Here is a 25038-nt window from a genome sequence, read left to right as displayed (position 1 = left end):
GGCCAGGGGAAGTGAGCGTCTTGCTCCACTTCCTCTGGCCAGCGTCATGTGGGGCCCGGTAGCAAGAATTCTCACATGAGGCCCAGCCTGTTCCTCGTGACCCATTCATCGAGTGCCGAGAGATAACTGATCTGCCGTTCGATAGGACGGCAGGCGGAAGTCGCATAGCTTTCCGGCGGAGATTGCCTGTATGACACAACCTGCTTCTCGCCCGCCGGCCACGGTCAAGCCGCCATTCTGGCGTGACCCGGCCAAGCGGGCACTGATCTTCCAGCTATTGATGCTGGCAGGCGTGTTCGGTGTGTTGGCGATCATCGTCAGCAATACCCTGACCAACCTCGAAAGCCGTGGCATCACCACCGGCTTTGCCTTTCTGGACAACACCGCAGGCTTTGGCATCCTGCAGAGCCTGATCGACTATTCCGAGCAATCCACCTATGGCGATACCTTCATCGTCGGCCTGCTCAATACCTTGTTGATATCCGCACTGGGTGTCATTGCCGCGACCGTGATCGGCTTCATCATGGGGGTCGCGCGTCTGTCCCCCAACTGGCTGATCTCGCGACTGGCGGCGGTCTATATCGAAGTCTTCCGCAACATCCCGCTGCTGCTGCAGATCTTCTTCTGGTATTTCGCCGTTTTGAGAACCCTGCCGAGTCCGCGTGGCTCGCTGTCGCTGGGCGAGGCATTCTTCCTCAACGTGCGCGGTCTGTTCGTGCCGGCCCCCATCACCTCCAGCGGTTTCTCGGTGGTGATTGCGGTGCTCGTGCTGGCCGTCGTCGCCAGCGGCATCTTCAGCTACTGGAACCGCCAGCGTCAGGCACGTACCGGTCAGCGCCTGCCGGCGGTCTGGATTTCGCTCGCTCTGATCATCGTGGCGCCGCTGCTGGCCTACTTCGCGATGGGCATGCCGCTGAGCTGGGAGCTGCCGGAACTCAAGGGCTTCAACTTCCGTGGCGGTATCACGGTCGTCCCCGAGTTCCTCGCCCTGTGGGTCGCGCTGTCGGTCTATACCGCAGCCTTCATCGCCGAGATCGTGCGTTCCGGCATCGAAGCGGTACCGCACGGCCAGACCGAAGCGTCACGGGCGCTGTCGCTGTCCGGTGGCATGACACTGCGTCTGGTGGTGGTGCCACAGGCGCTGCGCGTCATCATCCCGCCGCTGACCAGCCAGTACCTGAACCTGATCAAGAACTCGTCGCTGGCCACGGCCATCGGCTACCCCGATCTGGTCTCGGTCTTCGCGGGTACCACGCTCAACCAGACCGGTCAGGCCATCGAGGTGATCGCCATGACGATGCTGGTCTATCTGACCATCAGTCTGCTGGTCTCCATGTTCATGAACTGGTTCAACGCCCGCATGGCGTTGGTCGAGCGCTGAGGGTCTGCCCATGTCGATTGAAAAGACGTCGATTGAAAAGACCCTGTCACGGGTCACCGAGAAGATGATCGATTCCCGTCCGGCGCCGAGCGACAGCATCGGTGCGATGGCTTGGCTGAGAGCCAATCTGTTCGCCGGACCGATCAATACGCTGTTCACGCTGTTCGCGCTGTATCTGGTCTACCTGCTGGTGGTGCCCAGCCTGCAATGGGCGCTGATCGATGCCAGCTGGAGCGGTACCTCACGAGAGGACTGCACGGGGGAGGGCGCCTGCTGGGTGTTCATCAGTGCGCGTCTCGATCAGTTCATCTACGGCTTCTACCCGAGTGAGGAAACCTGGCGGGTCGATATCGTCTTCGCCGTCTTTGCGGCACTGATCGCCTGGCTGGCGATTCCGAAGCTGCCGGCCAAGGGCTGGGTCGCCATCGTCAGCCTGGTGGTGTTCCCCTTCATTGCCTACTTCCTGCTACATGGTGGCAGCTTCGGCCTCGAGATCGTCGGCACCCACGAGTGGGGCGGTCTGATGCTGACGCTGGTGCTGGCGGTGGTGGGTATCGTGGCGGCACTGCCGCTGGGGATCCTGCTGGCGCTGGGGCGTCGCTCCGAGATGCCGATCGTGAAGAGCATTTGTGTGGTGTTCATCGAGTTCTGGCGCGGCGTGCCGCTCATCACGGTGCTGTTCATGGCCTCGGTGATGCTGCCGCTGTTCGTGCCTGGCGAGGTCAATCTCGACAAGCTGGTGCGCGCGCTGATCGGTATCACCCTGTTCCAGAGTGCCTACATGGCGGAAGTGGTGCGGGGTGGTCTGCAGGCGATCCCGAAGGGACAGACCGAGGCCGGCATGGCGCTGGGGCTGGGCTACTGGCGCAACATGGGGCTGATCGTGCTGCCCCAGGCGCTCAAGCTGATGATTCCCGGCATCGTGAATACCTTCATTGCCCTGTTCAAGGACACCTCGCTGGTACTGATCATCGGGCTCTTCGATCTGCTCGCCATCGTGCAGGCCGGTCTCGCCGACCCCAAATGGCTGGGCTACTCCATCGAGGGCTATGCCTTCGTGGCGCTGGTCTTCTGGGTCTTCTGCTTCAGCATGTCGCGCTACAGCCAGTATCTCGAGCGCCTGCTGCATACCGGTCACAAGAAGCGCTGATCACGGCGCCAAGGAATCTTCATCATGACAACGACAACATCCGTCTCGCAGGGCAACACCGGCGCCGATGAGCGCCCGATGATCGAGCTCAAGGGTCTCAACAAGTGGTACGGCGACTTCCACGTGCTGCGCGACATCAACCTGAGCGTGCGCAAGGGCGAACGTATCGTCATCTGTGGCCCTTCGGGGTCCGGAAAGTCGACGATGATCCGCTGCATCAATCATCTCGAGGAGCATCAGGAAGGCGATATCGTGGTCAACGGCATGCCGCTGACCCAGGACATCAAGCAGATCGAGGCGATCCGTCGCAACGTCGGCATGGTGTTCCAGCACTTCAACCTGTTCCCGCATCTGACGGTGCTCGAGAACTGCTGTCTGGCGCCGATCTGGGTACAGAAGCGGCCGCGCAAGGAGGCGGAAGCCGAGGCCATGAAGTATCTGGAGCGCGTGCGTATCGCCGATCAGGCCCACAAGTTCCCCGGTCAGCTGTCCGGTGGTCAGCAGCAGCGTGTCGCGATCGCGCGCTCGCTGTGTCTGAGTCCGGAGGTGATGCTGTTCGATGAGCCGACCTCGGCGCTGGACCCGGAGATGATCAAGGAAGTGCTGGATGTCATGGTCGAACTGGCCGATGAAGGCATGACCATGCTGTGCGTGACCCACGAGATGGGCTTCGCCAAGACCGTCGCTGATCGCGTCATCTTCATGGATCAGGGCCAGATCATCGAAGAGAACGCGCCGGAGCCATTCTTCAACAATCCGCAGTCCGAGCGGACCCAGCTGTTCCTCAGCCAGATTCTGGGGCATTGAGGCCACGGGCTGATCGGATGCTGTAAGCCGTCAAAAGACAACGCCCCGCGTGATTCCCATCACGCGGGGCGTTGTCGTGTGTGAGTTGCAAGGCAGTCAGTGGGTGCTCACTATCAATTCATTGTGCTGAATGAAGAGGCTTGCCTAGAGGCTGGGCTCGGTGCGGCGTACTTCGCTGCTGCGGGTGACTGACAGCTCTTCATCGCTGCCCAGGCTTGGCTCCTGCGGTTTGGCTGCGGCCTTGGATGATGCATCGGCAGGCTCATCGGCGGGTGTCTTTATCGCCGTTGCGGCAGCGGACACTTCTTCGCCTTCGCGCGGCCAGGTGACGCTGCGTGGCTTGCCGACCCAGCTATCGTCATTGTCGTGCACCGCCGGGCGGCGCGAGATGGAGCGCGTCACCAGCGCCGCGGCATCCAGGGTGTGATTGGTCCCGCGAATGCTCAGCAGGTGATGCGGCGCCATCAGCAACTCGAACAGCAGGCGCGTCATCACGAAGGCCAGCAGGAAGCCACCGACACCCTGCGCCAGTACCGGCCACTGCGCGACCAGCGAATTGTCAGGCCCGATGGGCGTCAAGTGCTGCAGCGTCCAGCCGCAGGCAGCCGCCAACAATCCCAGCTGCAGCATCAGGTGAGCGGTGACCAGCACGCGCCGGGGCAGCGGGCGGCGCATCAGGAGCAGATTGCGCATCGAAACTTCTCCGAGAAAAGACCACAGGATGAAAGGAGCGGTGGCAGACGGGCAGGCGGCGCCCCGCGTTGGGCGGATGTTAGCACGCACTTCGCCATCGACGTCATGTCCGGGAGTCGCGACACCCGTGTCGGGAAGGGCGACATCAATGCCGAGGTGGTCGAGCGTTTCGTCGTCTTGCCTTGCAGGTGTCGTGCAGGTGCCCTGCTGGCGGAGGAATCGGCGCGAAATGAACGGCGAGGGTTGAATTTCGCCACGCCGCCTGCATGTCTTGCGATGTACGCCAAGATGGTCGTCATTCTTGATCAACGACGCCTCACGAGAGACAGGGAGTGTGTAAATGGTTACTTACATCGTTGCTGCCGATGCCGCACGTGCACGTATCTTTGCCCGTGCTGCCGGCAAGGTCACCGAAGTGGAAAGCCTCGTACATCCTGAAAGCCGCCAGCATACCGGTGACCTGAGAACCGGTGGCAAGGGGGAATCCAGCGGCGGGCATGGCAGCCTGCATCAGACTGGCGATGATGGCGCGACCTCCGACAAGCATCAGGACTTCTTCGCCAAGGAAGTCGCGCAATACCTCAAGCAGACGGCCAATGACGGCAAGTTCGATCAGCTGATCATCGCCGCCGCGCCCAAGTTCCTGGGGGCGCTGCGCGACAAGCTCGACAAGCCGGTCGCCAAGCTGGTGACGGAAACCGTCGACAAGGACCTCTCCCACGAGAGCGCTGATGAGATAAAGGCACGTTTCACTGGCCTGACTCACTGACCACCTCCCCGTCATCCAGAGACCAAGACGCCGCCAGCGGAAACGCTGGCGGCGTTTGTGTGTGAGCGGTCACTACCTCCTTGGGGCTCATGTCGTGCCGGCTGGTGTCTCAAGGCTATAGTGCCTTGATGCTCCGTGGCGTCAGGCGCTGTTGCAGAAGTCCGGGTATGGGCGAATCACGGCACCTGCGGCAGGATGATCTCGTCACTGCGTGAGGCGCTGCCGCTCAGGTTGCGGCAACTGGCGACGAATTCGCGCATCGCCTGGGTGATGAAGCGATCACGATGGTGGACGAAGCGATAGGCGCGCGTCAGCTCCAGCCATGGAGTGGGCAGCTCGACGAGACTGCCGCGCCGAAAGGCATCTCTCAGTGCGAGGCGTGAGATGCAGCCGATGCCGAGCCCCGCTTCCACGGCGCGCTTGATGGCTTCGGTGTGTTCCAGCTCCAGCATGATGTCGAGGCGCTGGGAGACGCTGGTCGAAGGCCCGTCCAGATGTGGGCGCAATGCCTGCTCGAAGGTGCCGCGTGTGCCGGAGCCACGCTCGCGCATGATCCAGCGAGCCGCCAGCAGGCGCTCAAGCGTGACCTCACCCTGTGCCAGCGGGTGTGACGGCGCACAGAAGATGCTCAGCCGATCACTGACCCAGTGGGTGGCCTCCAGCAGCGGATGCTCCACCTCGCCTTCCACCAGTCCGATGTCGAGTTCGAAGTGCACCAGCTTGTCGATCAGCTGATGGGTGTTGTGCACGTGCAGCTCGACGCGGCTGGCGGGGTGATGGTGCAGAAAGTCACCGATGATCTGGGGTGCCAGATAGTTGCCGATGGTCAGCGTCGCGCCGATCTCCAGCGAGCCGGTGGCGTCCTGCTGACCGAGCAGCTGTTCCAGCTCTTCGGCCTGGTCCAGCAGCGCGATCGCCTTGGGCAGCAGCTCACGCCCCAGGCCATTGAGCCGCAGGCGCTTGCCATGGCGATCGAACAGCCGGCAATCGAACTGACGCTCCAGCTCGGCCAGTGCGGTGCTGGCCGCTGATTGCGACATGGCCAGGCTGTCGGCGGCCAGCGAGACATTGTCATGCCGCGCGACCGCCACGAAGACGGCCAGCTGGCGAAGGCTGTAGCGCATTCGACCTCCCGGGGCATGCAGTGAAGGGGCAGAGATGAGGAGGCGAAAGTGAACGCAACCCAGGATTCGCCGTCAGAGCGGGCGAACTCTGCAAGATCGGGGTTGAAATGCGATTCATTCGCAACCAATATTGGTAAACTAGATAACCTATATCCAGATAAACCATTTAACGCATAACCCTGCAGTGACTACAATCGCTGCATAGTTCGTTGGGTCATAAGCTATTATTTGTTTATGCCAATAGAGAATATCGAATTCGAGGGGCCACGCCCCGGGAGGCCATCAGGTGAGCAGTCTGACCACAACCGAAGTCATCGACGTCCATCACTGGAACGATTCGCTGTTCAGCTTCCGCACTCAGCGTGAAGACAGCCTGCGCTTCAAGAACGGCCAGTTCGTGATGATCGGCCTGGAAGTCGACGGCAAGCCGCTGATGCGCGCCTACTCGATCGCCAGCCCGAACTACGAGGAGCACCTCGAGTTCTTCTCCATCAAGGTGCAGGACGGCCCGCTGACTTCACGCCTGCAGCATCTGCAGCCGGGCGATCAGATCATGGTATCCCGCAAGCCGACAGGCACGCTGGTACTGGATGACCTGCTGCCGGGCGAGAACCTTTACCTGTTCTCCACCGGCACTGGCCTGGCGCCGTTCCTGAGCGTCATCCAAGACCCGGAAACCTATGAGCGCTATGACAAGATCATCCTGATGCACGGTGTGCGCCATGTCTCCGAGCTGGCCTATGCCGACATGATCGCGGAAGAGCTGCCCAAGCACGAGTATCTGGGCGAAGAGATCGCCGAGAAGCTGATCTACTATCCGACCGTGACGCGCGAGGAGTTCCGTAACCAGGGCCGCATCACGGATCTGGTCGAGAACGGCAAGCTGTTCGAGGACATCGGCCTGCCGCCGCTGGACCCGAAGCGCGACCGCGCCATGATCTGTGGCAGCCCGGCGATGCTCGACGATATCAGCGCCATGCTGGATGCACGCGGCTTCGCCATCTCGCCGAAGATGGGCGTGCCGGGTGACTACGTGATCGAGCGTGCCTTTGTCGAGAAATGATCCGCGCGCATCACGCTTGAACGGCAAGTGCTGAAACGAAAAAACCGCAGGCCGATGGCCTGCGGTTTTTTGTGTGCTCATGTCACCCGTCGGGGCAGCACGACAGTGCCAGGGGCTTGCGCCAGAGGCTCAGACGGCGTCCTTGCCGGTCTCGCCGGTACGGATGCGAATGACCTGCTCCAGCGGTGAAACGAAGATCTTGCCGTCGCCGATCTTGCCGGTATTGGCGACATTGGTGATCGCCTCGATCACGGAATCGATCATGGCGTCATCCACCGCGACTTCCAGCTTCACCTTGGGAAGGAAGTCGACCACGTACTCGGCACCCCGATACAGCTCGGTGTGGCCCTTCTGGCGGCCGAATCCCTTGACCTCGGTCACGGTGATACCCTGCACGCCAATCTCCGACAGGGATTCGCGCACGTCGTCGAGCTTGAATGGCTTGATGATGGCAGTGACCAGTTTCATCGTCTCTCTCCTTGGGTGATGGTGCGGGTAACGAGGCCTGCTCGTCACGCCGGTCTCTGACTCAAGCATACACCGCTTATCCAGTCAGGAAAAAAGACTCCCGCCAGGTGGCGGGAGTCTTGATGCTGCAGGTGCTGTCGCGTCCAGGCTTACTTGCGGCTGGAGGTGAATTCCGGATAGGCCTCCATGCCACATTCGGCCAGATCCACACCTTCGTATTCTTCTTCCTCGCTGACGCGAATCCCCATGATGGCCTTGATGATCAGCCACACCACGAAGCTTGCGATGAACACCCAGGCGAAGATGGAGGCGGCGCCCAGCAGCTGTGCGGAGAAGGTGGCATCGTCATTGGTCAGCGGTACAGCCAGCAGACCCCAGAGACCGACCACACCGTGCACGGAGATGGCGCCGACTGGATCATCGATCTTCAGCTTGTCGAGACCGACGATGGAGAACACGACCAGCAGACCGCCGACGGCGCCGATCAGGGTGGCAGCACCGACGCTCGGTGTCAGCGGACCCGCAGTGATGGCGACCAGGCCAGCCAGCGCGCCGTTGAGGGCCATGGTCAGATCAGCCTTGCGGAACCACAGACGGGCGAGGGTCAGCGCGGCGATGACACCACCACAGGCGGCGGCATTGGTGTTGACGAAGACCTGGGCGACCGCGTTGGCCTCATCGATGTTGGACAGCACCAGCTCGGAGCCGCCGTTGAAGCCCAACCATCCCAGCCACAGGATGAAGGTACCCAGCGTGGCCAGCGGCAGGTTGGCGCCCGGGATGGCATTGATCTCGCCATTCTTGCCGTACTTCCCTTTGCGAGCGCCCAGCAGCAGCACGCCTGCCAGAGCGGCGGATGCGCCGGCCATGTGCACGATGCCGGAGCCGGCGAAGTCACTGAAGCCCGCTGTGCTCAGGAAGCCGCCGCCCCAGGTCCAGTAACCCTGCACCGGATAGATGACGCCGGTCATGACCACGGCGAAGGCCAGGAAGGCCCACAGCTTCATGCGCTCGGCGACCGCACCGGAGACGATGGACATGGCGGTCGCCACGAACACGACCTGGAAGAAGAAGTCGGAACGCGCGCTGTAGTAGATGTCGCCACCGGAAGCGAGCGCCTCCTCAGCGGTATTTTCGGCACCGATCAGGAAGCCCAGGCTCGGCAGGAAGCCGCCTTCGGCGCTCGAGTACATGATGTGGTAACCGACGACCATGTACATGGTGCAGGCGATGGCGAACAGCGCCACGTTCTTGGTCAGGATCTCGGTGGTGTTCTTGGCGCGGACCAGACCGGCCTCGAGCATGGCAAAGCCGGCTGCCATCCATAGCACCAGGGCGCCACACACCAGGAAGTAGAAGGTATCAAGTGCGTACTTGACCTCGATGATCTCGTTCATGCGGGGTTCTCCTTGTTATTGTGCGCGAGGCTCAGACAGCGTCGGCGCCGCGTTCACCGGTGCGGATACGGATGACATCGTCCAGCGGAGTGACGAACAGCTTGCCGTCGCCGATCTTGCCGCTGTTGGCCGCCTGGGTGATGGCGTCCAGTACCGATTCCACACTGCTGTCATCGACAGCCACTTCAATCTTGACCTTGGGAAGGAAGTCGACGACGTACTCGGCACCGCGATACAGCTCGGTGTGCCCCTTCTGACGTCCGAAGCCCTTCACTTCGGTGACGGTAATCCCCTGCACGCCGTTGTCGGCCAGTGCTTCTCGCACGTCGTCCAACTTGAAGGGTTTGATGATGGCGGTGATCAGTTTCATGTGCTGCCCCCGTTCGCTACCGGAATGATCATTCTTGTTAAGCATGGCCAGTCAGATGAGCTGGCGGCCTGTTCCTGACAAGTGCATCGCACGAGATGTGCCATGCGGCTGAAAATCCTTGTAACTCATCTGGTTATCGCAGAATGGCTGACAGTTTTTCGGCCTGTGCAAAGATGGCTGAATCCGAAGGTCACTTGGCATGCACCGTAATGGTGCTGTTTCTGCGCCTTTGGGTGTGGGGGAAAGTGCTAATGTGGTGCAGGGGTGTGCCTGTCGATGAGGATTGTCTGGTGCAGGATGATGCGGGGCATGCACCCGACTCCAGGGTTGCGTATCCTTGCAGCAGGACACGACGGCCCCATGTACAGGGGGCATCATTTTCTGACCGGTAGCCCGTTTGAGGTGGCTGCCGGCCCGCAACGGCTGAGGTGCAGCATGTTCAAGAATGACGTCATCGGGCGTATGGCCCAGCAGATCGGTGAGCGCCTGCAGGATGCCTCGCATGGCCCGGAAGAGCTGCAGAAGTCCGTGCAAGGGGTGATGCGCGGTGCCTTCGACCGCATGGAACTGGTCTCGCGTGAAGACTTCGACATCATGATGGATGTGCTGACGCGTACGCGCAGCCGCGTCGAGTCGCTGGAAAAGCAGGTCATTGCCCTCGAGGCACTGCTGGAGAAGCAGGGGCTGGTAGCGGGCAATGCACCGGCTGCCGAGCCCGCCACGCCAGTGGATGACAAGGGGGAGGCCGCGGTGGCGAAGCGTGAAGCCGCCAGTCATGCCGCGGAAATCGAGCGCCAGCGCGACGCCTGATCCCCTCAGGTGACGGCTGAACCAAAACCGCCACGCCCTTTCGGGGCGTGGCGGTTTTTTTCGTCATGGGCGCCGCTGATTCTCAGGGGGCGGCCTCAGGCAGTCTGGGGCCGAGTGCCCAGCATCCAACGAACCAGACCTACCACTGAGGCGATGATCCAGAAGATCTCGATCACGAAGCTGGCGAGGTTGAAATTGATGCACAGGCTGATCAACAGCAGGATCGCCCCGCTTAGATTCATCAGGTTGTAGATCAGGCTGCGGGCATCGAGTCTGCCGAGCTGCAGCAGGAAGAAGGCGCCGACGACCAGAGTGGTGCCTAGCATGCCGATCACATCCGCCAGGGATGCCAGCGGGGCAAGCATGTCTTGCATGGGTATTGCTCCTGAAACAAGCCGAAGTCGTCCTGAATGGCTGGCCCTTTCCGTGGGTTGGACGATTCTCTGCCGCGCAGCGGCGGCGTTCCGTGAGACAGCTTGGCGGTCCTCCCGGCAAGGCCGGGACAACCGATCAAATATACAGCAGTCGCCGTCCGGCGGCACTCTTGTGGCTCTCTCGAGGACGCTATTGCCCCTGTATGAGCACTTTCTTGGTGCAGCCAGGTCTCGAGTCGGCCTTACACTATGCCCATGTGGCGACTGGTGGCGCTGGAATGCGCCAAAAAAGGCGCTTTTGCGTGGAAACTGCTGCCAAAGCCGCTACTTTTAACTCGCCGTGAGCGTTTGTCGGCAATGCTGGCAGCATAAGCGTCATGCCGGCGAGAGACCCACAGTGTCAGCCCCGGGCGTGTCGCGAGGCGTGAAGCTGAAATGGCAGTCGCAGTCGCAGTCGCAGCCGCAGGGCGCCAGATGCCCTCAATTACCAGGCAGCAATAAGCCGTCACCCAGCGCCAGGTCCTCAGGCGCCAATCCTTGGGTATCAACGACCCGATGCTCGTGCAAATTCCTCGAACGCAGCGCATGCGCTTTCTCTGATTCCTCTCCGCCAGGCGCCTCATGAGCTCCTCTGGCTCAATCTGATCTCTGACATGGCTTTCATCGCTCGACTGAGTCGAGTGTCCAAGCACCCTGCCTGCGCTTATAAAGTTTAATTTCTGTTGGTTGGTGCTTGTGAGTTGAGAGCGGGCTGTGGGTGCCTGGTCTGACGTTGGCTGCTTGATCATCGATGGTGTCGGGTGCCTTGAATGCTGAAGTTTTGAGCGCTCAAAAAATGTCCACATTCGATGATTATGTAATGTTATCCACATCCTGTTTTCGTGTTACGTATCCAGTAATTGCTTGATGATGGGGCGTAATGAAAGTTACGAAATGGCGGCGAATATTATCGCCTGAATACGTACTTCCAGGCGGCGCATGACCGTGTCGTGGTGGTATGCGAAGCATTGCGGCAATCGTCGAGTGACCAAGCGTTGAGGCGCTCGCCTTCTGGAAAGTATGAGGTTTGCCATGCTGGGAGGGTTGGCAGCGGTGTATGCCTTCGTGCTCATGGCAGGCCAGGGCCTGCTCCGATTGCGCCGTGCAACTGAGAGGCGGCATCACGCAGGGAAGACTCATGTCACTGGCAATGTTGCGCACGCGCGCGTCACTTGGTCTCGAAGCCCCGGAAGTTCAGGTGGAGGTACACCTTTCCAACGGCTTGCCGGGGCTGTCCATCGTCGGCTTGCCGGAAGCGGCGGTGAAGGAGAGTCGTGAGCGGGTGCGCAGTGCGCTGCTCAATGCCGGCTTCGAGTTTCCGGCGCGCCGTATCACCCTCAATCTGGCGCCAGCGGACCTCCCCAAGGAAGGTGGACGCTTCGATCTGCCCATTGCGCTGGGGATTCTGGTCGCCTCAGGGCAGATACCGGAAGAAGCCGTGGCTGGGATGGAGTGCCTTGGTGAGCTGGCGCTCGATGGTAGCATCCGCGCCGTGACTGGCGTGCTGCCAGCCGCACTCTGCTGTCGCAAGGCGGGGCGGACGCTGGTGGTGCCGCGCGGCAATGCCGATGAGGCGGCACTCGCCGAGGAGCTGGAGGTACTGGCGGTGGGGCATCTGCTGGAGTTGGTGGCTCACCTGCTGGGGCGCGAGCGCCTCACGCCGCATGTGTGCTCGATCATTCCCCAGGCGCGCCTGCCGGAGCCTGACCTGAGCGAGGTGCGTGGCCAGCATCAGGCACGCAGGGCATTGGAGATCGCCGCGGCCGGCGGCCACAACCTGTTATTCGCTGGTCCGCCGGGCACCGGCAAGACGATGCTGGCCAGTCGCCTGTCCGGCATCTTGCCGCCACTGGGCGAAGGTGAGGCGCTGGAAGTCGCGGCGGTGCGCTCGGTATGTGGTCTGCCGATCATGGAGCGCTGGGGGCAGCGGCCATTCCGCGCCCCGCACCACACGGCCAGTGGGGTCGCGCTGGTGGGCGGTGGCTCCAAGCCGCGCCCGGGCGAGGTGTCGCTGGCGCATCATGGCGTGCTGTTTCTGGATGAGCTGGCGGAGTTCGACCGTGGCGTGCTGGAAGTGATGCGCGAGCCGCTGGAGAGCGGTCGTATCCTGATCTCGCGTGCCAGCCATCAACGCCGCTTCCCGGCGCGCTTCCAGCTGGTCGCGGCGATGAATCCCTGCCCCTGCGGCTACCTCGGTGACAGTCGCCGCAATTGCAGCTGCACCCCGGCGCAGATCCAGCGCTATCAGGCGCGTCTGTCCGGCCCGTTGCTGGACCGCATCGACCTGCAGGTCGAGGTGCCGGGCCTGCCCGCCGAGGAGCTGACGTCCGCCACTCCCGGCGAGGCCTCGGCCGGCGTGCGCGAACGAGTGCTGGCCGCTCGCGCGCGCCAATTGGCACGCGGCGGCCTGAATGCCCATCTGGATTCCCACGCGCTGGAAGCCGCCTGTCAGCTGGAAGACGGCGAGCGCCAGTGGCTGGCCGGCGTACTGTCACGCCTCAATCTCTCGGCGCGAGCCTATCACCGGGTGCTGCGTGTCGCACTGACACTGAGTGATCTGATCGACCAGGACGGTTTGCAGCGGCCGCAGCTGATGGAGGCCATCGGCTATCGCCAGCTGGACCGCATGATGGGCAGGGACCCGGCTCGCCCGGGCGCCGGTGCCCAGCAGCGCAGCGCTTGACGTTGGCGGGTCAGGACCTCAGCCCTGCGCGGGCTCAGTAGGAGGGGCTGTCCGCGCCGGGAATGCCTGCACGAATCAGGCGTGAGAAGTCGCCGTCCGGATGCTCATCGGCGGCGATGGCGGCGGGATTGATCAGGCTGCTGGCCTTGAGTTCCGCGAAGGGCGCAGCGTCACTCAGGGCGCCTTGGTCTGCAACGTATTCCGGCAGATAGCCGGAGAGCAGCAGGCGGTAGTCCAGCGGCAGGCCGTCGGTCAGGCGAGTCATCATCGCGTAGACGAGGGTGGTGCAGTTGCTGGTGGCGGTGTTGTAGAAGCGTGGTTGAGTGCGCAATGTCTCGGCTTCGTCGACGTAGGCCAGCAATAGCTCGCGGATCATCTCGCGCGGCATCTGCACCCGATAGAGGTGTACCTGCTCGCCGCGCACATTGCTGCGCACGCGGATGATATCGCGTTCGTCGGCGGCGATCACCGCCAGTTCGTACTGCTTGAACATGCCGCCGAGGGTCGAGAACTGCTCGGCACGCTCCTTGCGGATCTCCACCGAGAAGGCCAGATAGCGGCCATCGGCAAAGCCGAAGCTGACCAGCGTGTGGGCGATCTGCGGGCCCATCCAGTGACTGGTCAGCAGGTCCACCGAGGTCAGCTCCTCCAGCGGATAGTCGCGGCTTTCCCAGCGCGGCGTGTAATCCTCGGCACTGTGCCACACGAAGTTGCGTACCTGCTCGAGATGCAGCACTTCACCTTGGGTGGCAGCCTCGTCCCGTGCTGGCGTGACTACCTTCCCCTCGACCAGATGCGCCACCTCCGGCGCCCAGTCGCGGTCCGCTCGAGGCGTGATGCTGGCCCACCAGGCAAGGCTCGCGACCAGCAACATCGTGTAGCAGCCCATCAGTCGCCAGCGCAGCGTGCTGGCCTGCGGCCACCACAGGGCAATCACGCATACGAGGCCCAGCACCGCTGCGAGAGCAGCCACGCTGGTGCGCAGCCCTTCCGGCCCCGGCAGGCGGAACCACAGTGCGGGCACCAGCCAGAGGCTCGCACCCATCACGGCGAGGCTACTCAAGGCGCGGGCCGCGAGGCTGACCAGCGTCATCGCGAAGCCCTCACGATAAATCGTTCATGAACGGCGCTCTTCGGCGATGGCCTGCTCGAGACGCGCCAGACGGCCCGGCACCAGACTGTCTTCGAGTGTCGAGATGCGCAGGATATGGCCAAGCGAAGGATGCGGGGAGCGAGTGATCAGCACGCCCTGAGCCATCAATTGCTGCTGCACCTGCGCTGCCAGTTCGGCGCTCTTGAGGCGCACGCAGAGGAAGTTGGTCGCGCTGGGCAGCACTTCCGCGCCCAGCGAGCGCAGATGCTCGGCGAGACGATCGCGACAGTCGATCACGCCGGCGACATGCGCTGCCGCCTCTTCAGGGTGCGCCAGCAGCAGCTCACCTGCGGCCATTGCCGGGGCGCTGACCGCGAAGTGAATTCGCACCTTGGTCAGCATGACGACATCGTCAGGCTCGGCGATCATGAAGCCGAGACGCAGGCCCGCCAGCCCATAGGCCTTGGAGAAGGTGCGCAGGCGGAAGGTGCGTGCCATGGGCGCATGGTCGGCGTGGGCGGCGTCCGGGCGGAAGTCGTGATAGGCCTCGTCCAGCAGCAGGCTGCAGCTCTCCGGCAGGGCGTCGCGCAGGGCGCGCACATCGGCGTCAGAATGCAGGTGGCCGCTGGGGTTATCGGGGTTGGCGAGATAGACGACGCGGGCATCATGCTGCCTTGCCGCGGCGAGCAGTGCCGCGAGGTCCGGTGCCAGTCGCGACGATGAGGCATCATCGGCCGTGGCGAAGCGCTCGCTGTAGGGCACCTCGATGACCTCGGCGCCCAGCCCGCGGGCGAAGTACGCCAGGGTCGGATAGGTGCCGGCGCTGGTGATCACGCGCTCGCCCGCACAGACGGTGGCGCGCATCACCAGTGCCAGCAGGCTGTCGGCACCGGCATCGACCAGCAGATTCTCGTAGGCGACTCCCAGACGCTCAGCCATTTGCTGGCGCAGTTGCCAGGCATCGGCGTCGGCATAGCTGCGGCTCAGGTCGGCCAGGGCAGTACCCAGCGCGCCGCCCAGCGTGTGGTGCGGCATGTCGAGGCCTTCGTTGGAGCCATATTGATACGGCAGCGCGTGTCCCAGTCTGCGTTCCAGCGCCTTGATGCCGGGGAACGGGTTATGCGGCCCATCCTGATAGAGGTGGGCAAGAAAGCGACGGGGACTGGCGGTGGTCATGTTGGCTCCGGAAAAGCAGAAAACGATCAAGGGTGTATCAGAGGTGGCGGGGACCTCGGCGCAGCCGGGCGCAAGACTCAGGGCTCAGGGCTCAAGACCTGGAGATCAGGGCGCGGGGGATTGCGCGCCAGCGACTCGAGGGCCGCCTGGTCGAAGGCACCGCTCAGGGTGAAGGTACGCGTCTCATTGCGCTCGGCACTGGCGCTGCGGACCAGCGTCATCTGCAGCTGGTACGGCTGCAGCGTGCGGTCCGACAGGGTCAGTGCGACGCCACTAGCCTCGAGGGTGGTCTCGAGACGCCACTGACGGCTATCGACGGCGGGGCGGTCAGTGCTCCAGTTGAGCACCTGAGGCCCGTTCTTGAGCGCCAGCAGTGCGCGGGTCAGCGCCTCGTTCAGCGCGCCCGGGTTGGCCTGCAGCGTGGCATCCACCTCGGGCGGCGCGAGCAGCAATACCTGTTGCTCAAGCGGGGGTGTCCAGGGCTGCTCGGCGATCAGGCGCGCCGCGCTCTGGCCGAGACCATAGATGGGGTCGCGTTCGGCACGCGGCACCTGGTCCAGGCTCATGCAGCCCGCCAGCGTGGAGAGTAGCAGGGTCGCGGCCAGCATGGGCAGGCGATGCAGGGCCCTCATGCCGTGCGCCCTTGCTGCGGCAGGTCTGACGGACGTTGCGACAGGGCATCGAGAAAGGCGTCCAGCTCGGCAAACAGCTCCTGGCGAATCGGCTCGGCTTCATTGACCAGATGGTGCTGGGCCTCGGGATGGCGGTAGATGCGCGCATTGGGGAACTTGCTCGCCAGCACGCCGAGATTCCATTGCCAATCGACGGTGGTGTCCTGCTCGCCCTGCAGGATCAGGGTCGGCAGTGAGCAAGGGGGCAGGGCGCGCAGCTGGGGAATCCACTCCCGCATCGCCGTCACCCACTTCACCGCGAGGCGATCGGCCTGCAGCGGATCATTGGTGCTGAGAAACTCGTAGAAGGCCACGTCATTGGTATTCGCGCGGTACTTGCGCGGAATGGAGTCGATGAAGGGGCGCGCCATGCTGTGCAGCCAGCGTGACTGCGACCAGCCCCACGGCCGTACCAGCGGTGCGAGCAGGGCGATACCCTGCCAGCGCGATTCATCGCCACGCATCAGGGCATCGGTGGCCAGCACCGAGCCGCCGGTGCTCTGGCCGATGCCGAACCATGGGTGCGGCGCCAGGCTGTGGTCTTCCAGGTAATCCTGGAAGGCCTGCAGACAGCCGACATAGTCGCCGAAGTCATCGATGGAGGCGGGCTCGCCGGATGACAGGCCATGGCCCGGCAGGTCCCACAAGGCGACCTGCCAGCCGTTGCGCAGCAGGTGCGCCAGCAGATGGCGATAGAGGGCGAGGTGATCGAAGTAGCCGTGGACCACGAAGACGGTGCCGCGCGGCTTGCGCGGTGTCCATAGCTGGGCCCACAGGCGAAAGCCCCCGGCCTCCAGGTGGCCGGCATGCACGGCGATGTCCTCGCTGCGCAGCGCATCGAGACCATAATGGCCCAGGTAGCGCTCCAATGGACTGGACGTCTGGCCCGGCAGCATGTCAGGCAGGCGGATAAAGGGGCCGTGGTCGAGCAGTTCACTGAAATCGGGCATGGTCATCTCCATAATGCTGCCATGCTAGCGGCTGGCGCGGCTGCGAGCTACACAAAGAACAGTGTTTCTTCACTGTTTCCCCGCCTGTCGCCGAGCAACAACAGCGACACGGAATCAACGCTGGGCGGGTAATCGGGCTCCATGAGCTTGTTCATTGGTCCTAGCCATCCTTCCGCCGGCCTCGCCATCGGGTATGGTGTTGGAATCCGTCCCCGTTTGGCAGGTGGCGCCTGCCTCCTGTCCGGCAGTCGATGGCGTCAATCCAAACGTCATCGGCCGCGCCAGCTCAGCAGCGCGCGACGAGAGTCTTCATCAACATGACTGCCTGCAGTCTTGTCAGCCGTTGAGGGTTTCCAGCGATTCGTTTTCAGGGAGAGCAGACGCATGACCGACCGTATTCAACTTCAACGCCTGGCCATCGATGCCAGCCTGCACCGCTTCATCGAGCAGGAAGCGCTGCCGGGCACAGGCATCGCGCCGGAGGCCTTCTGGGCCGGTGTCGATTCACTGCTGCATGAGCTTGCGCCGCGCAACCGCGAACTGCTGGCGACCCGCGAGCAGCTGCAGAGCGAGATCGACGTCTGGCACCGCGAGCATCCGGGCAAGGTAGACCTCGAGGCCTACAAGGCGTTTCTGCACAGGATCGGCTATCTGCTGCCGGAGCCGAACACGGTCGAAGCCAGCACTGCCTTCGTGGATAGCGAGATCTGCCAGCAGGCCGGCCCGCAGCTGGTGGTGCCGGTGATGAATGCCCGCTACGCCCTGAATGCCGCCAATGCGCGCTGGGGCTCCCTCTATGATGCGCTCTACGGCACCGACGCGATCAGCGAGGAAGATGGCGCCGAGCGTGGCAAGGACTACAACCCGGCGCGCGGGGCCAAGGTCGTCGCCTATGCGCGCCAGGTGCTGGATACCATCGCGCCGCTGGCCGGCGGCAGTCACCACGACAGCGAAGGCTACACGATTCGTGATGGTCATCTGCTGGTGCGTGCCGGAGGGCGTGACCTCAGCCTCAAGTCGCCGGAACGCTTCCTCGGCTATCGCGGCGATGAAAGCGCGCCGAGCGCGATCATCTTCGCCCACAACGGCCTGCACGCCGAGCTTGTGATCGATGCCGAGCACCCCATCGGCAAGACCGACCCCGCCAACGTCAGTGACCTGATCATGGAGGCCGCGCTCTCCACCATCATGGACTGCGAGGACTCGGTAGCCGCCGTCGATGCCGAAGACAAGGTGACGGTCTATCGCAACTGGCTGGGCCTGATGAAGGGCGACCTGACCGAGACCCTGGAGAAGAATGGCCGCAGCATGACGCGCAAGCTGAATGCGGACCGCGAATACACCGGCGCCGATGGCACCACGCGCGTGCTGCATGGTCGCTCGCTGATGCTGATTCGCAACGTCGGCCATCTGATGACCAACCCGGCCATCCTGCTCGAGGACGGCAGCGAAGCGCCAGAAGGCATCATGGATGCCATCTTCACCAGCCTGATCGCGCTGCACGACCTCAAGGGCGACAAGCAGGACCGCGGCGGCATCTGCAACTCGCGTACCGGCTCCGTCTACATCGTCAAGCCCAAGATGCACGGCCCCGAGGAAGTCGCTTTCGCCGATGAGCTGTTCGCGCGGGTCGAGCAGCTGCTGGGGCTGCCGGACTCCACGCTCAAGATGGGCATCATGGATGAGGAGCGTCGCACCACCGTCAACCTCAAGGCCTGCATTGCCGCGGCCAGCTCCCGCGTGGCCTTCATCAACACCGGCTTCCTGGACCGCACCGGCGACGAGATGCATACCTCGATGGAAGCCGGCCCGATGCTGCGCAAGGGTGACATGAAGGGCGCCGCCTGGATTCAGGCCTATGAGAAATGGAACGTGGATATCGGTCTCGAGTGCGGCCTGCGCGGCCGTGCCCAGATCGGCAAGGGCATGTGGGCCATGCCCGACCTGATGGCCGCGATGCTCGAGCAGAAGATCGGCCATCCGCGTGCCGGCGCCAACACCGCCTGGGTACCGTCGCCGACCGCCGCCGTGCTGCATGCGCTGCACTATCACCAGGTCTCGGTGAAGGACGTGCAGCATGATCTGCTCAGCCGTCCGCGGGCCAGCCTCGATGATCTGCTGACCATCCCGCTGGCGCTCGATCCCCAGTGGAGTGCCGAGGAGATCCAGGCCGAGCTGGACAACAATGCCCAGGGGATTCTCGGCTATGTGGTGCGCTGGATCGATCACGGCACCGGCTGCTCCAAGGTGCCGGACATCCACGATGTCGGCCTGATGGAAGACCGCGCCACGCTGCGCATCTCCAGCCAGCACATCGCCAACTGGCTGCATCACGGCATCGTCGACAGTGCCCAGGTGCAGGACACGCTGGAGCGCATGGCCGGCGTGGTGGACCGTCAGAATGCCGCGGACCCCAGCTATCAGGCGATGACGGATGACCTCGAGGGCTCCATCGCCTTCCAGGCCGCCTGCGAGCTGGTCTTCCAGGGGCGCGTGCAGCCGAGTGGCTACACCGAGCCGGTCCTGCACCGCCGTCGTCTCGAGAAAAAGCAGCAGGCGCGCTGATCGCAGGGCGGCTGGCTTGAGGAAACACTGAACACGACAACGGCGACCCTGGGTCGCCGTTGTCGTCTGTCGCCGAGCAGGAGTTGCTCGGCGACTATTTTGCCAGGCGCATGTTTCCCGAGACCGCATTTGCCGCTAGCCTTGCCCCAGAAACCGCGTAACCGCGCGATCGGACCCAGTGTGTCGAGGAGAATGTCATGCCCGTGATGAGCGCCGCCGCCATCGAGGATTTCCTCGATGAAGTCTTCCCCCAGCGTCTGGGGACCATCGAGGCCGTCGGCGATCGCTGGGCGACCATGGGGTTGGCCATCGAGGACGAGCACCTGCGTCCCGGCAGCTGCGTGTCCGGGCCGACGATGATGGCGCTGGCGGATGTCTGCCTGTATGTCGCGATTCTCGGCGAGATCGGCCCGGAGCCGATGGCCGTCACCAGTGACCTCAGTATCCACTTCCTGCGCCGTGCGCGCGGCGACCGCGACCTGATGGCCACCGCGCGCATCCGCAAGCTGGGCCGGCGACTGGCTGTCGGCGAGATCGAGCTTTTCAGCCACGGTGACACCGACCCGGTCGCCATCGTGACCGCGACCTATACCTTGCCGGACAGCGATGACTGACCTCGGCAGCGTCACGGGGAAGCGCGCTACAGCTTGTTGATGTCCTTCTCCTCGCTGCCGCGCTGACGCCAGCCGGTGACGGCCAGGCTCAGCCAGCCGGCGATCAGCAGCAGGCCGCCGATGGGCGTGATGATGCCCAGCTGGGTGCGCGCCGTGGTCGCCAGGGCATACAGCGACCCCGAGAACATCAGGATGCCGGCGGCCCACAGCCCCAGCGTCAGCATCTGGCCGCGCAGCGGCTGCACCGAGCGCCAGGCGAGTACCCCGACCGCCGCCAGCACGTGCCACATCTGATAGCGGACGCCGGTCTCGAACACGCGCAGCATGTCCGCGCTCAGGGTGCCGCGCAGGCCATGGCTGGCGAAGGCACCCAGTGCGACGGTGGACATGCCGGCCAGTCCCATGGCCAGCCACCAGTGGCGGGAGTGGGAGTCGTTGTGACGCATAGACATTAATTCCTTGAGGGCAGATGGCGCGGCACGATGTGCCTACGCCTGTCCACGTAAAGCCGCTACAATAGCGGCCTCTTTTCGCGGGAGGACAGCATGCAGATACAGCTCAACGGTGAAGACCACGTGGTGGCGGACGACACGACGATTGCCGCCCTGGTCGAGAGTCTCGGTCTCCAGGGCCGCCGGCTGGCAGTGGAACGCAATGAAGACATCGTGCCACGTAGCGCGCACGCCGACACCCGTCTGCATGCCGGTGACCGCATCGAGATCGTCCATGCCATCGGTGGTGGCTGATCCGTCCTGTTTCCAGGATTGACACTTTTCACTACTCGCTCGCGCTCAGCGCGTTCACGTCCAGCTCGATGAGGTCATCATGACAGACAGTTCTGCCCCGACATTGAACACCCCCGTCACCCAGGTCGCCGGCGACAGCCCGTTGATCGTCGCCGGTCGTGAGTTCTCTTCACGCCTGCTGGTCGGTACCGGCAAGTACAAGGACATGGAGGAGACACGCTCCGCCATCGAGACCTCCGGCGCGGAAGTGGTCACCTTTGCGGTCCGCCGTACCAACCTGGGCCAGAACGCTGACGAGCCGAACCTGCTCGACGTGCTGTCACCGGATCGCTATACCTTCCTGCCCAACACCGCCGGCTGCTACAACGCGCGTGACGCGGTGCGTACCTGCAAGCTGGCCCGTGAACTGCTGGATGGCCACAACTTGGTCAAGCTGGAAGTGCTGGGCGATCAGGACACCCTGTATCCCAATATCGTCGAGACGCTCAAGGCCGCTGAAGCGCTGGTCGCCGATGGCTTCGACGTGATGGTGTATACCTCCGACGACCCCATCGTCGCGCGCCAGCTCGAGGAAATCGGCTGCTGCGCCATCATGCCGCTGGGCTCGCTGATCGGCTCCGGCCTCGGCATTCTCAACCCGCACACCCTATCGCTGATCATCGAGCGCGCCAATGTGCCGGTGCTGGTCGATGCCGGTCTGGGTACGGCGTCAGAAGCCGCCTTCGCCATGGAGCTGGGCTGTGATGGCGTGCTGATGAACAGTGCCATCGCCCACGCGCGCCAGCCGCTGTTGATGGCAGATGCCATGCGTCAGGCCGTGATTTCCGGCCGTGGTGCCTTCCTGGCCGGCCGCATGCCGACTCGCCTGACGGCACGTGCTTCTTCACCGGGCGCTGGCCTGATCACCGGCTGAGCCCTGAAACATTCGAATCCGATGCTCGCGCATCGTTCATGCAAAGACCAAGACGACCCCATGACTGACGAGACTTCCAAGCCGCAGGACGACACGTCCACTTCTGCTCCCGCTGACGATGCGCAGCAAGAAAGTGTGCAGAACGAGAGCGCGCAGCCCGAGGGCGTGCAGACCGAAAGCGCGCCAGCGTCCCCTTCCGTTGCTGATGAAGCCGTCGCCCGCAAGCGTGGCATCAAGAGCTACGTGATTCGTGGTGGCCGCATGACCCAGGCCCAGACCCGCGGGCTCGAAGAGGTCTTCCCGCGCCTTGGCCTGCGTCACGAGCAGGGCGAACTGGATCTCGAAGCGCTGTTCGGGCGTCGGGCGCCGCTGGTGATCGAAGTCGGCTTCGGCATGGGCAAGTCACTGTGTGAACAGGCACAGGCCAACCCTGACACCGACTTCATCGGCATCGAAGTGCACGCGCCGGGCGTCGGCAAGCTGCTGGATGATGTCGACAAGCTGGGCCTGACCAACCTGCGTGTCTATCGTCACGACGCGCTGGAAGTGCTGGCGGATTGCGTGCCGGCCGGTTGCGCCGACACCTTCCAGCTGTTCTTCCCGGACCCGTGGCCGAAGAAGAAGCATCACAAGCGTCGTATCGTTCAGCCGGCCTTCGTCGAGCTGGTGCGTCGTGTGCTCAAGCCGGGCGGCCACTTCCACATGGCCACCGACTGGGCCAACTACGCCGAAGCGATGGCGGAAGAGATGGCCGAAGCGCCGGGCTTTGCCAACACCGCTCCGGCGGAAACCGCACCCTACGTGCCGCGTCCGGACTTCCGTCCGCTGACCAAGTTCGAACAGCGCGGCGAGCGTCTCGGCCACGGCGTGTGGGACCTGATCTTCGTCAAGCAGGACTGATCAGCGCCTCGTGCGCAGTGGCGGCGTCTTCATGACGCTGCATCGCGGCCGCCTTCGGGTGGCCGCTTGCGTGTGAGGCCCGCCGCTTTTTCCCTTCTCTTCCCACTTCGTCCCGAGAGTTGCTGACCATGACGACGCCTACCGCTGACTCGGCTGATCGCCCGACCATGACCCCGCTGACGGCCCTCACCTGTCCGCTGGATGCCCAGCCGCTGGCACGTGATGGCCAGAGCTGGTGCTGTGCCGACGGGCATCGCTTCGATATCGCACGCCAGGGGCACGTCAATCTGCTGCCGGTGCAGCGCAAACGCAGCCTGGACCCCGGCGACAGCAAGGCGATGGTCAGTGCCCGCCAGCGCCTGTTCGCCCTCGGCGGCTATCAGCCGCTGGCGGCGGCCCTGGCCAGCCGTGTGCTGGCATTGGCAGCGTCTCAGGCGCCGCTGGCCGTGCTGGATGCCGGCTGCGGCGAAGGCTTCTATCTGCGTCAGCTGGCGTGCGCTGCCGGTGAGCGGGATTTCTCGCTGACGGCGGCGGGGTTGGATATCTCCAAACATGCGGTGCTGGCCGCGGCGAAGCAGTCACGTGATGCCGCCTGGCTGGTGGGCACCAACGCCGCCCTGCCGCTGGAGGATGCGTGTGTGGATGTCGTCATCTGCGCCTTCGGCTTCCCTGTCTGGCAGGAATTCGCGCGTGTCCTCAAGCCCGGTGGCCACGTCGTGCTGCTGGAGGCGGGGGCCGAGCACCTGCTGGCGTTGCGCAGGATTCTCTACCGCGAGCTGAAGCCCGCGCGTGGCGAGGCCGGACTGAGCGCTGCCGAGTCCGCGGGCTTCGCCATCAGCGGCGAGGTCGAGCATCTGCATGCGGGGCTGTCATTGACCAGCAATGAGCAGATTCGGGACCTGCTGACCATGACCCCGCATCTGTATCGCGCCGAGCGTGATGGCCTGGCACGTGCGGAAGCCATGACGGCGTTGGAGGTCGAATTGCATGCGGAGCTGAGGGTGTTCTCGCTCGAGGATGTACAAGATAAAACTTAAATAGAAATTCTTCGCATTTGCCTTGCAAAAGCAAATGAGAATGATTATCTTGTATGTGCGGTGTCCGGGCAGACATCGCAGGGCGCAAGCCCAGCCGTAGCGGCGGAGTCAGGCCCCCGCTACGGTGTTTCTCCTCATCAAGCTAGTCACGGTCTTGGGCATCCTCATCTGGGGATGCCCTTTTTGTTGTGCGCTGCGCACACGGTGGGGACTCAAGGCGCTTTTCGAATGTGCGGTCGTCAGCTCGACAGCTCGACAGGAGCTCAGGTCGCCAGCCACAGGGGCAGGGTCAGCATCGCCAGCAGCGTCTGGGCGGTGATCAAGGCCGCCATCAGCTCGGCATTGCCGCCCAGCTGGCGGGCCAGAATATAGGCGGAGGTCGCGGTGGGCAGCGCCGCGAACAGAATCGCCACATCACGCGCCACTCCTTCAAGGCCGAACCACCGGCAGAGCACGACCACCAGTGCCGGCATCGCCAGCAGCTTCAGCAGGCTTGCCAGCCACGCTACGCTGCCACTGCTCACCAGCACACGCGGGCGCAGCGCCACGCCTACCGCGACCAGGCCGAGCGGCAAGGCGGCGCGCCCCAGCAGGCTGATGGCGTCGCCACTCCAGCCCGGCAAGCCGATGCCGCTCAGGTTGAGAGCCGTGCCGGCCAGACACGCCAGCACCAGCGGATTGCGGGTCAGCGCCTTGAGCGAGCGCAGCAGACCGCCTTCGCCCAGGGTGCCTGCGCCGATGAAGGCCATCACGCACAGCAGGTTGGCGGCCGGTACCATCAGCGCCAGCGCCACGGCCGCGACGGTCGCCCCGGCGCTGCCATGCAGCGCTGCTGCCCCGGCCACACCGACGTAGCTGTTGAAGCGGATGCTGCCCTGGAAGAGCGAGGTAAAGGAGGCGGCGTCGCCCATATGGCGGCTCAGCCAGTCCGGCGCGTGACGCCAGCTCAGCCATAGCGCGGCGGCGAACAGCAGCATCGCGCCCAGCATCACGCTGGCCAGAGCCACGACCGGCACGCTGGCCATGTCGGCACGTGCCAACGTGGACACCAGCATGGCGGGGAACAGCACGTAATAGATCAGGCGTTCCAGTTCACTCCAGAAGCCTTCGCCGGGGAAGCGCTTCCACCTGAGTAGTGCCCCCGAGAGGATCAACAGGAAGAGGGGGCCGAGCGCCTGCTGTACACTTGCCATGCTGACTCCTTGTCGGGGCTGAGTGCGAATACCTTGAGTGCGAATGCCTTGA

General features: G+C 63.7%; 25 protein-coding genes. 13 read left to right on the top strand and 12 right to left on the bottom strand.

Features of this window, described 5'->3' with window-relative positions:
- Positions 1–190: 190 nt before the first annotated feature.
- From NH396_RS10195 to NH396_RS10185, 3 genes are all read left to right on the top strand, one after another.
- Positions 191–1381, top strand: a complete 1191-nt coding sequence (locus NH396_RS10195; RefSeq protein WP_253063398.1) for an amino acid ABC transporter permease — start codon at positions 191–193, stop codon at positions 1379–1381.
- Positions 1382–1391: 10 nt separating this feature from the next.
- Positions 1392–2531 carry an amino acid ABC transporter permease gene (locus NH396_RS10190; RefSeq protein WP_253063396.1) on the top strand — a complete coding sequence of 380 codons (1140 nt, stop codon included), beginning with the start codon at positions 1392–1394 and terminating at the stop codon, positions 2529–2531.
- Between the two features lie 78 nt (positions 2532–2609).
- A complete protein-coding gene (locus NH396_RS10185) occupies positions 2610–3338 on the top strand; it encodes an amino acid ABC transporter ATP-binding protein (protein WP_176678200.1) in 729 nt (242 codons plus the stop codon).
- 144 nt (positions 3339–3482) lie between these two features.
- Here NH396_RS10185 and NH396_RS10180 read toward each other — a convergent pair whose 3' ends face one another.
- Entirely contained in the window at positions 3483–4031 is a 549-nt protein-coding gene (locus NH396_RS10180) for a hypothetical protein (RefSeq protein ID WP_253063394.1), read from the bottom strand.
- 340 nt (positions 4032–4371) lie between these two features.
- Here NH396_RS10180 and NH396_RS10175 point away from each other — a divergent pair, with 340 nt between their 5' ends.
- Complete coding sequence (locus NH396_RS10175) at positions 4372–4800, top strand: host attachment protein (RefSeq protein ID WP_043331587.1); 429 nt, start codon at positions 4372–4374, stop codon at positions 4798–4800.
- A gap of 176 nt (positions 4801–4976) precedes the next feature.
- On the opposite strand, the gene NH396_RS10170 is transcribed toward NH396_RS10175, so the two are convergent.
- Positions 4977–5924, bottom strand: a complete 948-nt coding sequence (locus NH396_RS10170) for a LysR family transcriptional regulator (RefSeq protein WP_253063393.1) — start codon at positions 5922–5924, stop codon at positions 4977–4979.
- A gap of 286 nt (positions 5925–6210) precedes the next feature.
- Between NH396_RS10170 and NH396_RS10165 the strand changes: the two genes are divergently transcribed.
- Positions 6211–6987, top strand: a complete 777-nt coding sequence (locus NH396_RS10165; protein ID WP_166019073.1) for a ferredoxin--NADP reductase — start codon at positions 6211–6213, stop codon at positions 6985–6987.
- 129 nt (positions 6988–7116) lie between these two features.
- Here NH396_RS10165 and glnK read toward each other — a convergent pair whose 3' ends face one another.
- The 3 genes from glnK to NH396_RS10150 form a co-directional block, all read right to left on the bottom strand.
- Entirely contained in the window at positions 7117–7455 is a 339-nt protein-coding gene (gene glnK / locus NH396_RS10160) for a P-II family nitrogen regulator (RefSeq protein WP_024951507.1), read from the bottom strand.
- Between the two features lie 149 nt (positions 7456–7604).
- Complete coding sequence (locus tag NH396_RS10155) at positions 7605–8852, bottom strand: ammonium transporter (protein ID WP_253063391.1); 1248 nt, start codon at positions 8850–8852, stop codon at positions 7605–7607.
- A gap of 31 nt (positions 8853–8883) precedes the next feature.
- Positions 8884–9222, bottom strand: a complete 339-nt coding sequence (locus tag NH396_RS10150) for a P-II family nitrogen regulator (protein WP_043331582.1) — start codon at positions 9220–9222, stop codon at positions 8884–8886.
- Between the two features lie 435 nt (positions 9223–9657).
- On the opposite strand from NH396_RS10150, the gene NH396_RS10145 reads away from it, so the two are divergent.
- The gene (locus NH396_RS10145; protein WP_176675875.1) at positions 9658–10032 is read left to right on the top strand and encodes an accessory factor UbiK family protein; all 375 of its coding nucleotides are present in this window, start codon (positions 9658–9660) and stop codon (positions 10030–10032) included.
- 95 nt (positions 10033–10127) lie between these two features.
- Here NH396_RS10145 and NH396_RS10140 read toward each other — a convergent pair whose 3' ends face one another.
- Positions 10128–10406, bottom strand: a complete 279-nt coding sequence (locus NH396_RS10140) for a hypothetical protein (protein WP_253063389.1) — start codon at positions 10404–10406, stop codon at positions 10128–10130.
- 1177 nt (positions 10407–11583) lie between these two features.
- Between NH396_RS10140 and NH396_RS10135 the strand changes: the two genes are divergently transcribed.
- Positions 11584–13128, top strand: a complete 1545-nt coding sequence (locus NH396_RS10135) for a YifB family Mg chelatase-like AAA ATPase (RefSeq protein ID WP_253063387.1) — start codon at positions 11584–11586, stop codon at positions 13126–13128.
- 34 nt (positions 13129–13162) lie between these two features.
- Here NH396_RS10135 and NH396_RS10130 read toward each other — a convergent pair whose 3' ends face one another.
- The 4 genes from NH396_RS10130 to NH396_RS10115 form a co-directional block, all read right to left on the bottom strand.
- Positions 13163–14221, bottom strand: a complete 1059-nt coding sequence (locus tag NH396_RS10130) for a DUF4105 domain-containing protein (protein ID WP_253063385.1) — start codon at positions 14219–14221, stop codon at positions 13163–13165.
- Between the two features lie 24 nt (positions 14222–14245).
- Entirely contained in the window at positions 14246–15397 is a 1152-nt protein-coding gene (locus tag NH396_RS10125) for an aminotransferase class I/II-fold pyridoxal phosphate-dependent enzyme (RefSeq protein WP_253063383.1), read from the bottom strand.
- Positions 15398–15474: 77 nt separating this feature from the next.
- Positions 15475–16029, bottom strand: coding sequence for a hypothetical protein (locus NH396_RS10120; protein ID WP_253063381.1), 555 nt, complete (start codon positions 16027–16029; stop codon positions 15475–15477).
- Positions 16026–16964 carry an alpha/beta hydrolase gene (locus NH396_RS10115; protein WP_253063605.1) on the bottom strand — a complete coding sequence of 313 codons (939 nt, stop codon included), beginning with the start codon at positions 16962–16964 and terminating at the stop codon, positions 16026–16028. Before NH396_RS10115 ends, NH396_RS10120 begins: the two co-directional genes overlap by 4 nt.
- Before the next feature lie 438 nt (positions 16965–17402).
- Between NH396_RS10115 and NH396_RS10110 the strand changes: the two genes are divergently transcribed.
- Both NH396_RS10110 and NH396_RS10105 read left to right on the top strand, forming a co-directional pair.
- The gene (locus NH396_RS10110) at positions 17403–19583 is read left to right on the top strand and encodes a malate synthase G (RefSeq protein WP_253063379.1); all 2181 of its coding nucleotides are present in this window, start codon (positions 17403–17405) and stop codon (positions 19581–19583) included.
- Between the two features lie 197 nt (positions 19584–19780).
- A complete protein-coding gene (locus tag NH396_RS10105) occupies positions 19781–20197 on the top strand; it encodes a PaaI family thioesterase (RefSeq protein ID WP_043336979.1) in 417 nt (138 codons plus the stop codon).
- A gap of 26 nt (positions 20198–20223) precedes the next feature.
- On the opposite strand, the gene NH396_RS10100 is transcribed toward NH396_RS10105, so the two are convergent.
- Entirely contained in the window at positions 20224–20643 is a 420-nt protein-coding gene (locus tag NH396_RS10100) for a DUF423 domain-containing protein (RefSeq protein WP_043336980.1), read from the bottom strand.
- A 99-nt stretch (positions 20644–20742) separates the two neighbouring features.
- On the opposite strand from NH396_RS10100, the gene thiS reads away from it, so the two are divergent.
- From thiS to NH396_RS10080, 4 genes are all read left to right on the top strand, one after another.
- Positions 20743–20943 (top strand): sulfur carrier protein ThiS, encoded by a 201-nt coding sequence (gene thiS, locus NH396_RS10095; RefSeq protein ID WP_176675884.1) that lies wholly within the window; start codon positions 20743–20745, stop codon positions 20941–20943.
- A 79-nt stretch (positions 20944–21022) separates the two neighbouring features.
- Entirely contained in the window at positions 21023–21856 is an 834-nt protein-coding gene (locus NH396_RS10090; RefSeq protein WP_175088997.1) for a thiazole synthase, read from the top strand.
- Positions 21857–21916: 60 nt separating this feature from the next.
- Positions 21917–22756, top strand: coding sequence for a tRNA (guanosine(46)-N7)-methyltransferase TrmB (trmB, locus tag NH396_RS10085; RefSeq protein WP_253063377.1), 840 nt, complete (start codon positions 21917–21919; stop codon positions 22754–22756).
- Between the two features lie 128 nt (positions 22757–22884).
- Complete coding sequence (locus tag NH396_RS10080) at positions 22885–23793, top strand: putative RNA methyltransferase (RefSeq protein ID WP_253063375.1); 909 nt, start codon at positions 22885–22887, stop codon at positions 23791–23793.
- 263 nt (positions 23794–24056) lie between these two features.
- On the opposite strand, the gene NH396_RS10075 is transcribed toward NH396_RS10080, so the two are convergent.
- Positions 24057–24986 carry an AEC family transporter gene (locus NH396_RS10075; protein WP_253063373.1) on the bottom strand — a complete coding sequence of 310 codons (930 nt, stop codon included), beginning with the start codon at positions 24984–24986 and terminating at the stop codon, positions 24057–24059.
- Positions 24987–25038 lie beyond the last annotated feature (52 nt).

It is taken from the genome of Cobetia sp. Dlab-2-AX, from assembly GCF_024124625.1.
Taxonomy (GTDB): domain Bacteria; phylum Pseudomonadota; class Gammaproteobacteria; order Pseudomonadales; family Halomonadaceae; genus Cobetia.
The sequence above is the reverse complement of the archived record's forward strand: the minus strand, read 5'-3'. Positions and strand labels throughout refer to the sequence as shown.

Bases quoted from the DNA above. Each gene is read 5' to 3' on its own strand.
- NH396_RS10195 (WP_253063398.1), top strand. From the start codon at position 191: ATGACACAACCTGCTTCTCGCCCGCCGGCCACGGTCAAGCCGCCATTC.
- NH396_RS10190 (WP_253063396.1), top strand. From the start codon at position 1,392: ATGTCGATTGAAAAGACGTCGATTGAAAAGACCCTGTCACGGGTCACC.
- NH396_RS10185 (WP_176678200.1), top strand. From the start codon at position 2,610: ATGATCGAGCTCAAGGGTCTCAACAAGTGGTACGGCGACTTCCACGTG.
- NH396_RS10180 (WP_253063394.1), bottom strand. From the start codon at position 4,031: ATGCGCAATCTGCTCCTGATGCGCCGCCCGCTGCCCCGGCGCGTGCTG.
- NH396_RS10175 (WP_043331587.1), top strand. From the start codon at position 4,372: ATGGTTACTTACATCGTTGCTGCCGATGCCGCACGTGCACGTATCTTT.
- NH396_RS10170 (WP_253063393.1), bottom strand. From the start codon at position 5,924: ATGCGCTACAGCCTTCGCCAGCTGGCCGTCTTCGTGGCGGTCGCGCGG.
- glnK (WP_024951507.1), bottom strand. From the start codon at position 7,455: ATGAAACTGGTCACTGCCATCATCAAGCCATTCAAGCTCGACGACGTG.
- NH396_RS10155 (WP_253063391.1), bottom strand. From the start codon at position 8,852: ATGAACGAGATCATCGAGGTCAAGTACGCACTTGATACCTTCTACTTC.
- NH396_RS10150 (WP_043331582.1), bottom strand. From the start codon at position 9,222: ATGAAACTGATCACCGCCATCATCAAACCCTTCAAGTTGGACGACGTG.
- NH396_RS10145 (WP_176675875.1), top strand. From the start codon at position 9,658: ATGTTCAAGAATGACGTCATCGGGCGTATGGCCCAGCAGATCGGTGAG.
- NH396_RS10140 (WP_253063389.1), bottom strand. From the start codon at position 10,406: ATGCAAGACATGCTTGCCCCGCTGGCATCCCTGGCGGATGTGATCGGC.
- NH396_RS10135 (WP_253063387.1), top strand. From the start codon at position 11,584: ATGTCACTGGCAATGTTGCGCACGCGCGCGTCACTTGGTCTCGAAGCC.
- NH396_RS10130 (WP_253063385.1), bottom strand. From the start codon at position 14,221: ATGACGCTGGTCAGCCTCGCGGCCCGCGCCTTGAGTAGCCTCGCCGTG.
- NH396_RS10125 (WP_253063383.1), bottom strand. From the start codon at position 15,397: ATGACCACCGCCAGTCCCCGTCGCTTTCTTGCCCACCTCTATCAGGAT.
- NH396_RS10120 (WP_253063381.1), bottom strand. From the start codon at position 16,029: ATGAGGGCCCTGCATCGCCTGCCCATGCTGGCCGCGACCCTGCTACTC.
- NH396_RS10115 (WP_253063605.1), bottom strand. From the start codon at position 16,964: ATGCTGCCGGGCCAGACGTCCAGTCCATTGGAGCGCTACCTGGGCCAT.
- NH396_RS10110 (WP_253063379.1), top strand. From the start codon at position 17,403: ATGACCGACCGTATTCAACTTCAACGCCTGGCCATCGATGCCAGCCTG.
- NH396_RS10105 (WP_043336979.1), top strand. From the start codon at position 19,781: ATGCCCGTGATGAGCGCCGCCGCCATCGAGGATTTCCTCGATGAAGTC.
- NH396_RS10100 (WP_043336980.1), bottom strand. From the start codon at position 20,643: ATGCGTCACAACGACTCCCACTCCCGCCACTGGTGGCTGGCCATGGGA.
- thiS (WP_176675884.1), top strand. From the start codon at position 20,743: ATGCAGATACAGCTCAACGGTGAAGACCACGTGGTGGCGGACGACACG.
- NH396_RS10090 (WP_175088997.1), top strand. From the start codon at position 21,023: ATGACAGACAGTTCTGCCCCGACATTGAACACCCCCGTCACCCAGGTC.
- trmB (WP_253063377.1), top strand. From the start codon at position 21,917: ATGACTGACGAGACTTCCAAGCCGCAGGACGACACGTCCACTTCTGCT.
- NH396_RS10080 (WP_253063375.1), top strand. From the start codon at position 22,885: ATGACGACGCCTACCGCTGACTCGGCTGATCGCCCGACCATGACCCCG.
- NH396_RS10075 (WP_253063373.1), bottom strand. From the start codon at position 24,986: ATGGCAAGTGTACAGCAGGCGCTCGGCCCCCTCTTCCTGTTGATCCTC.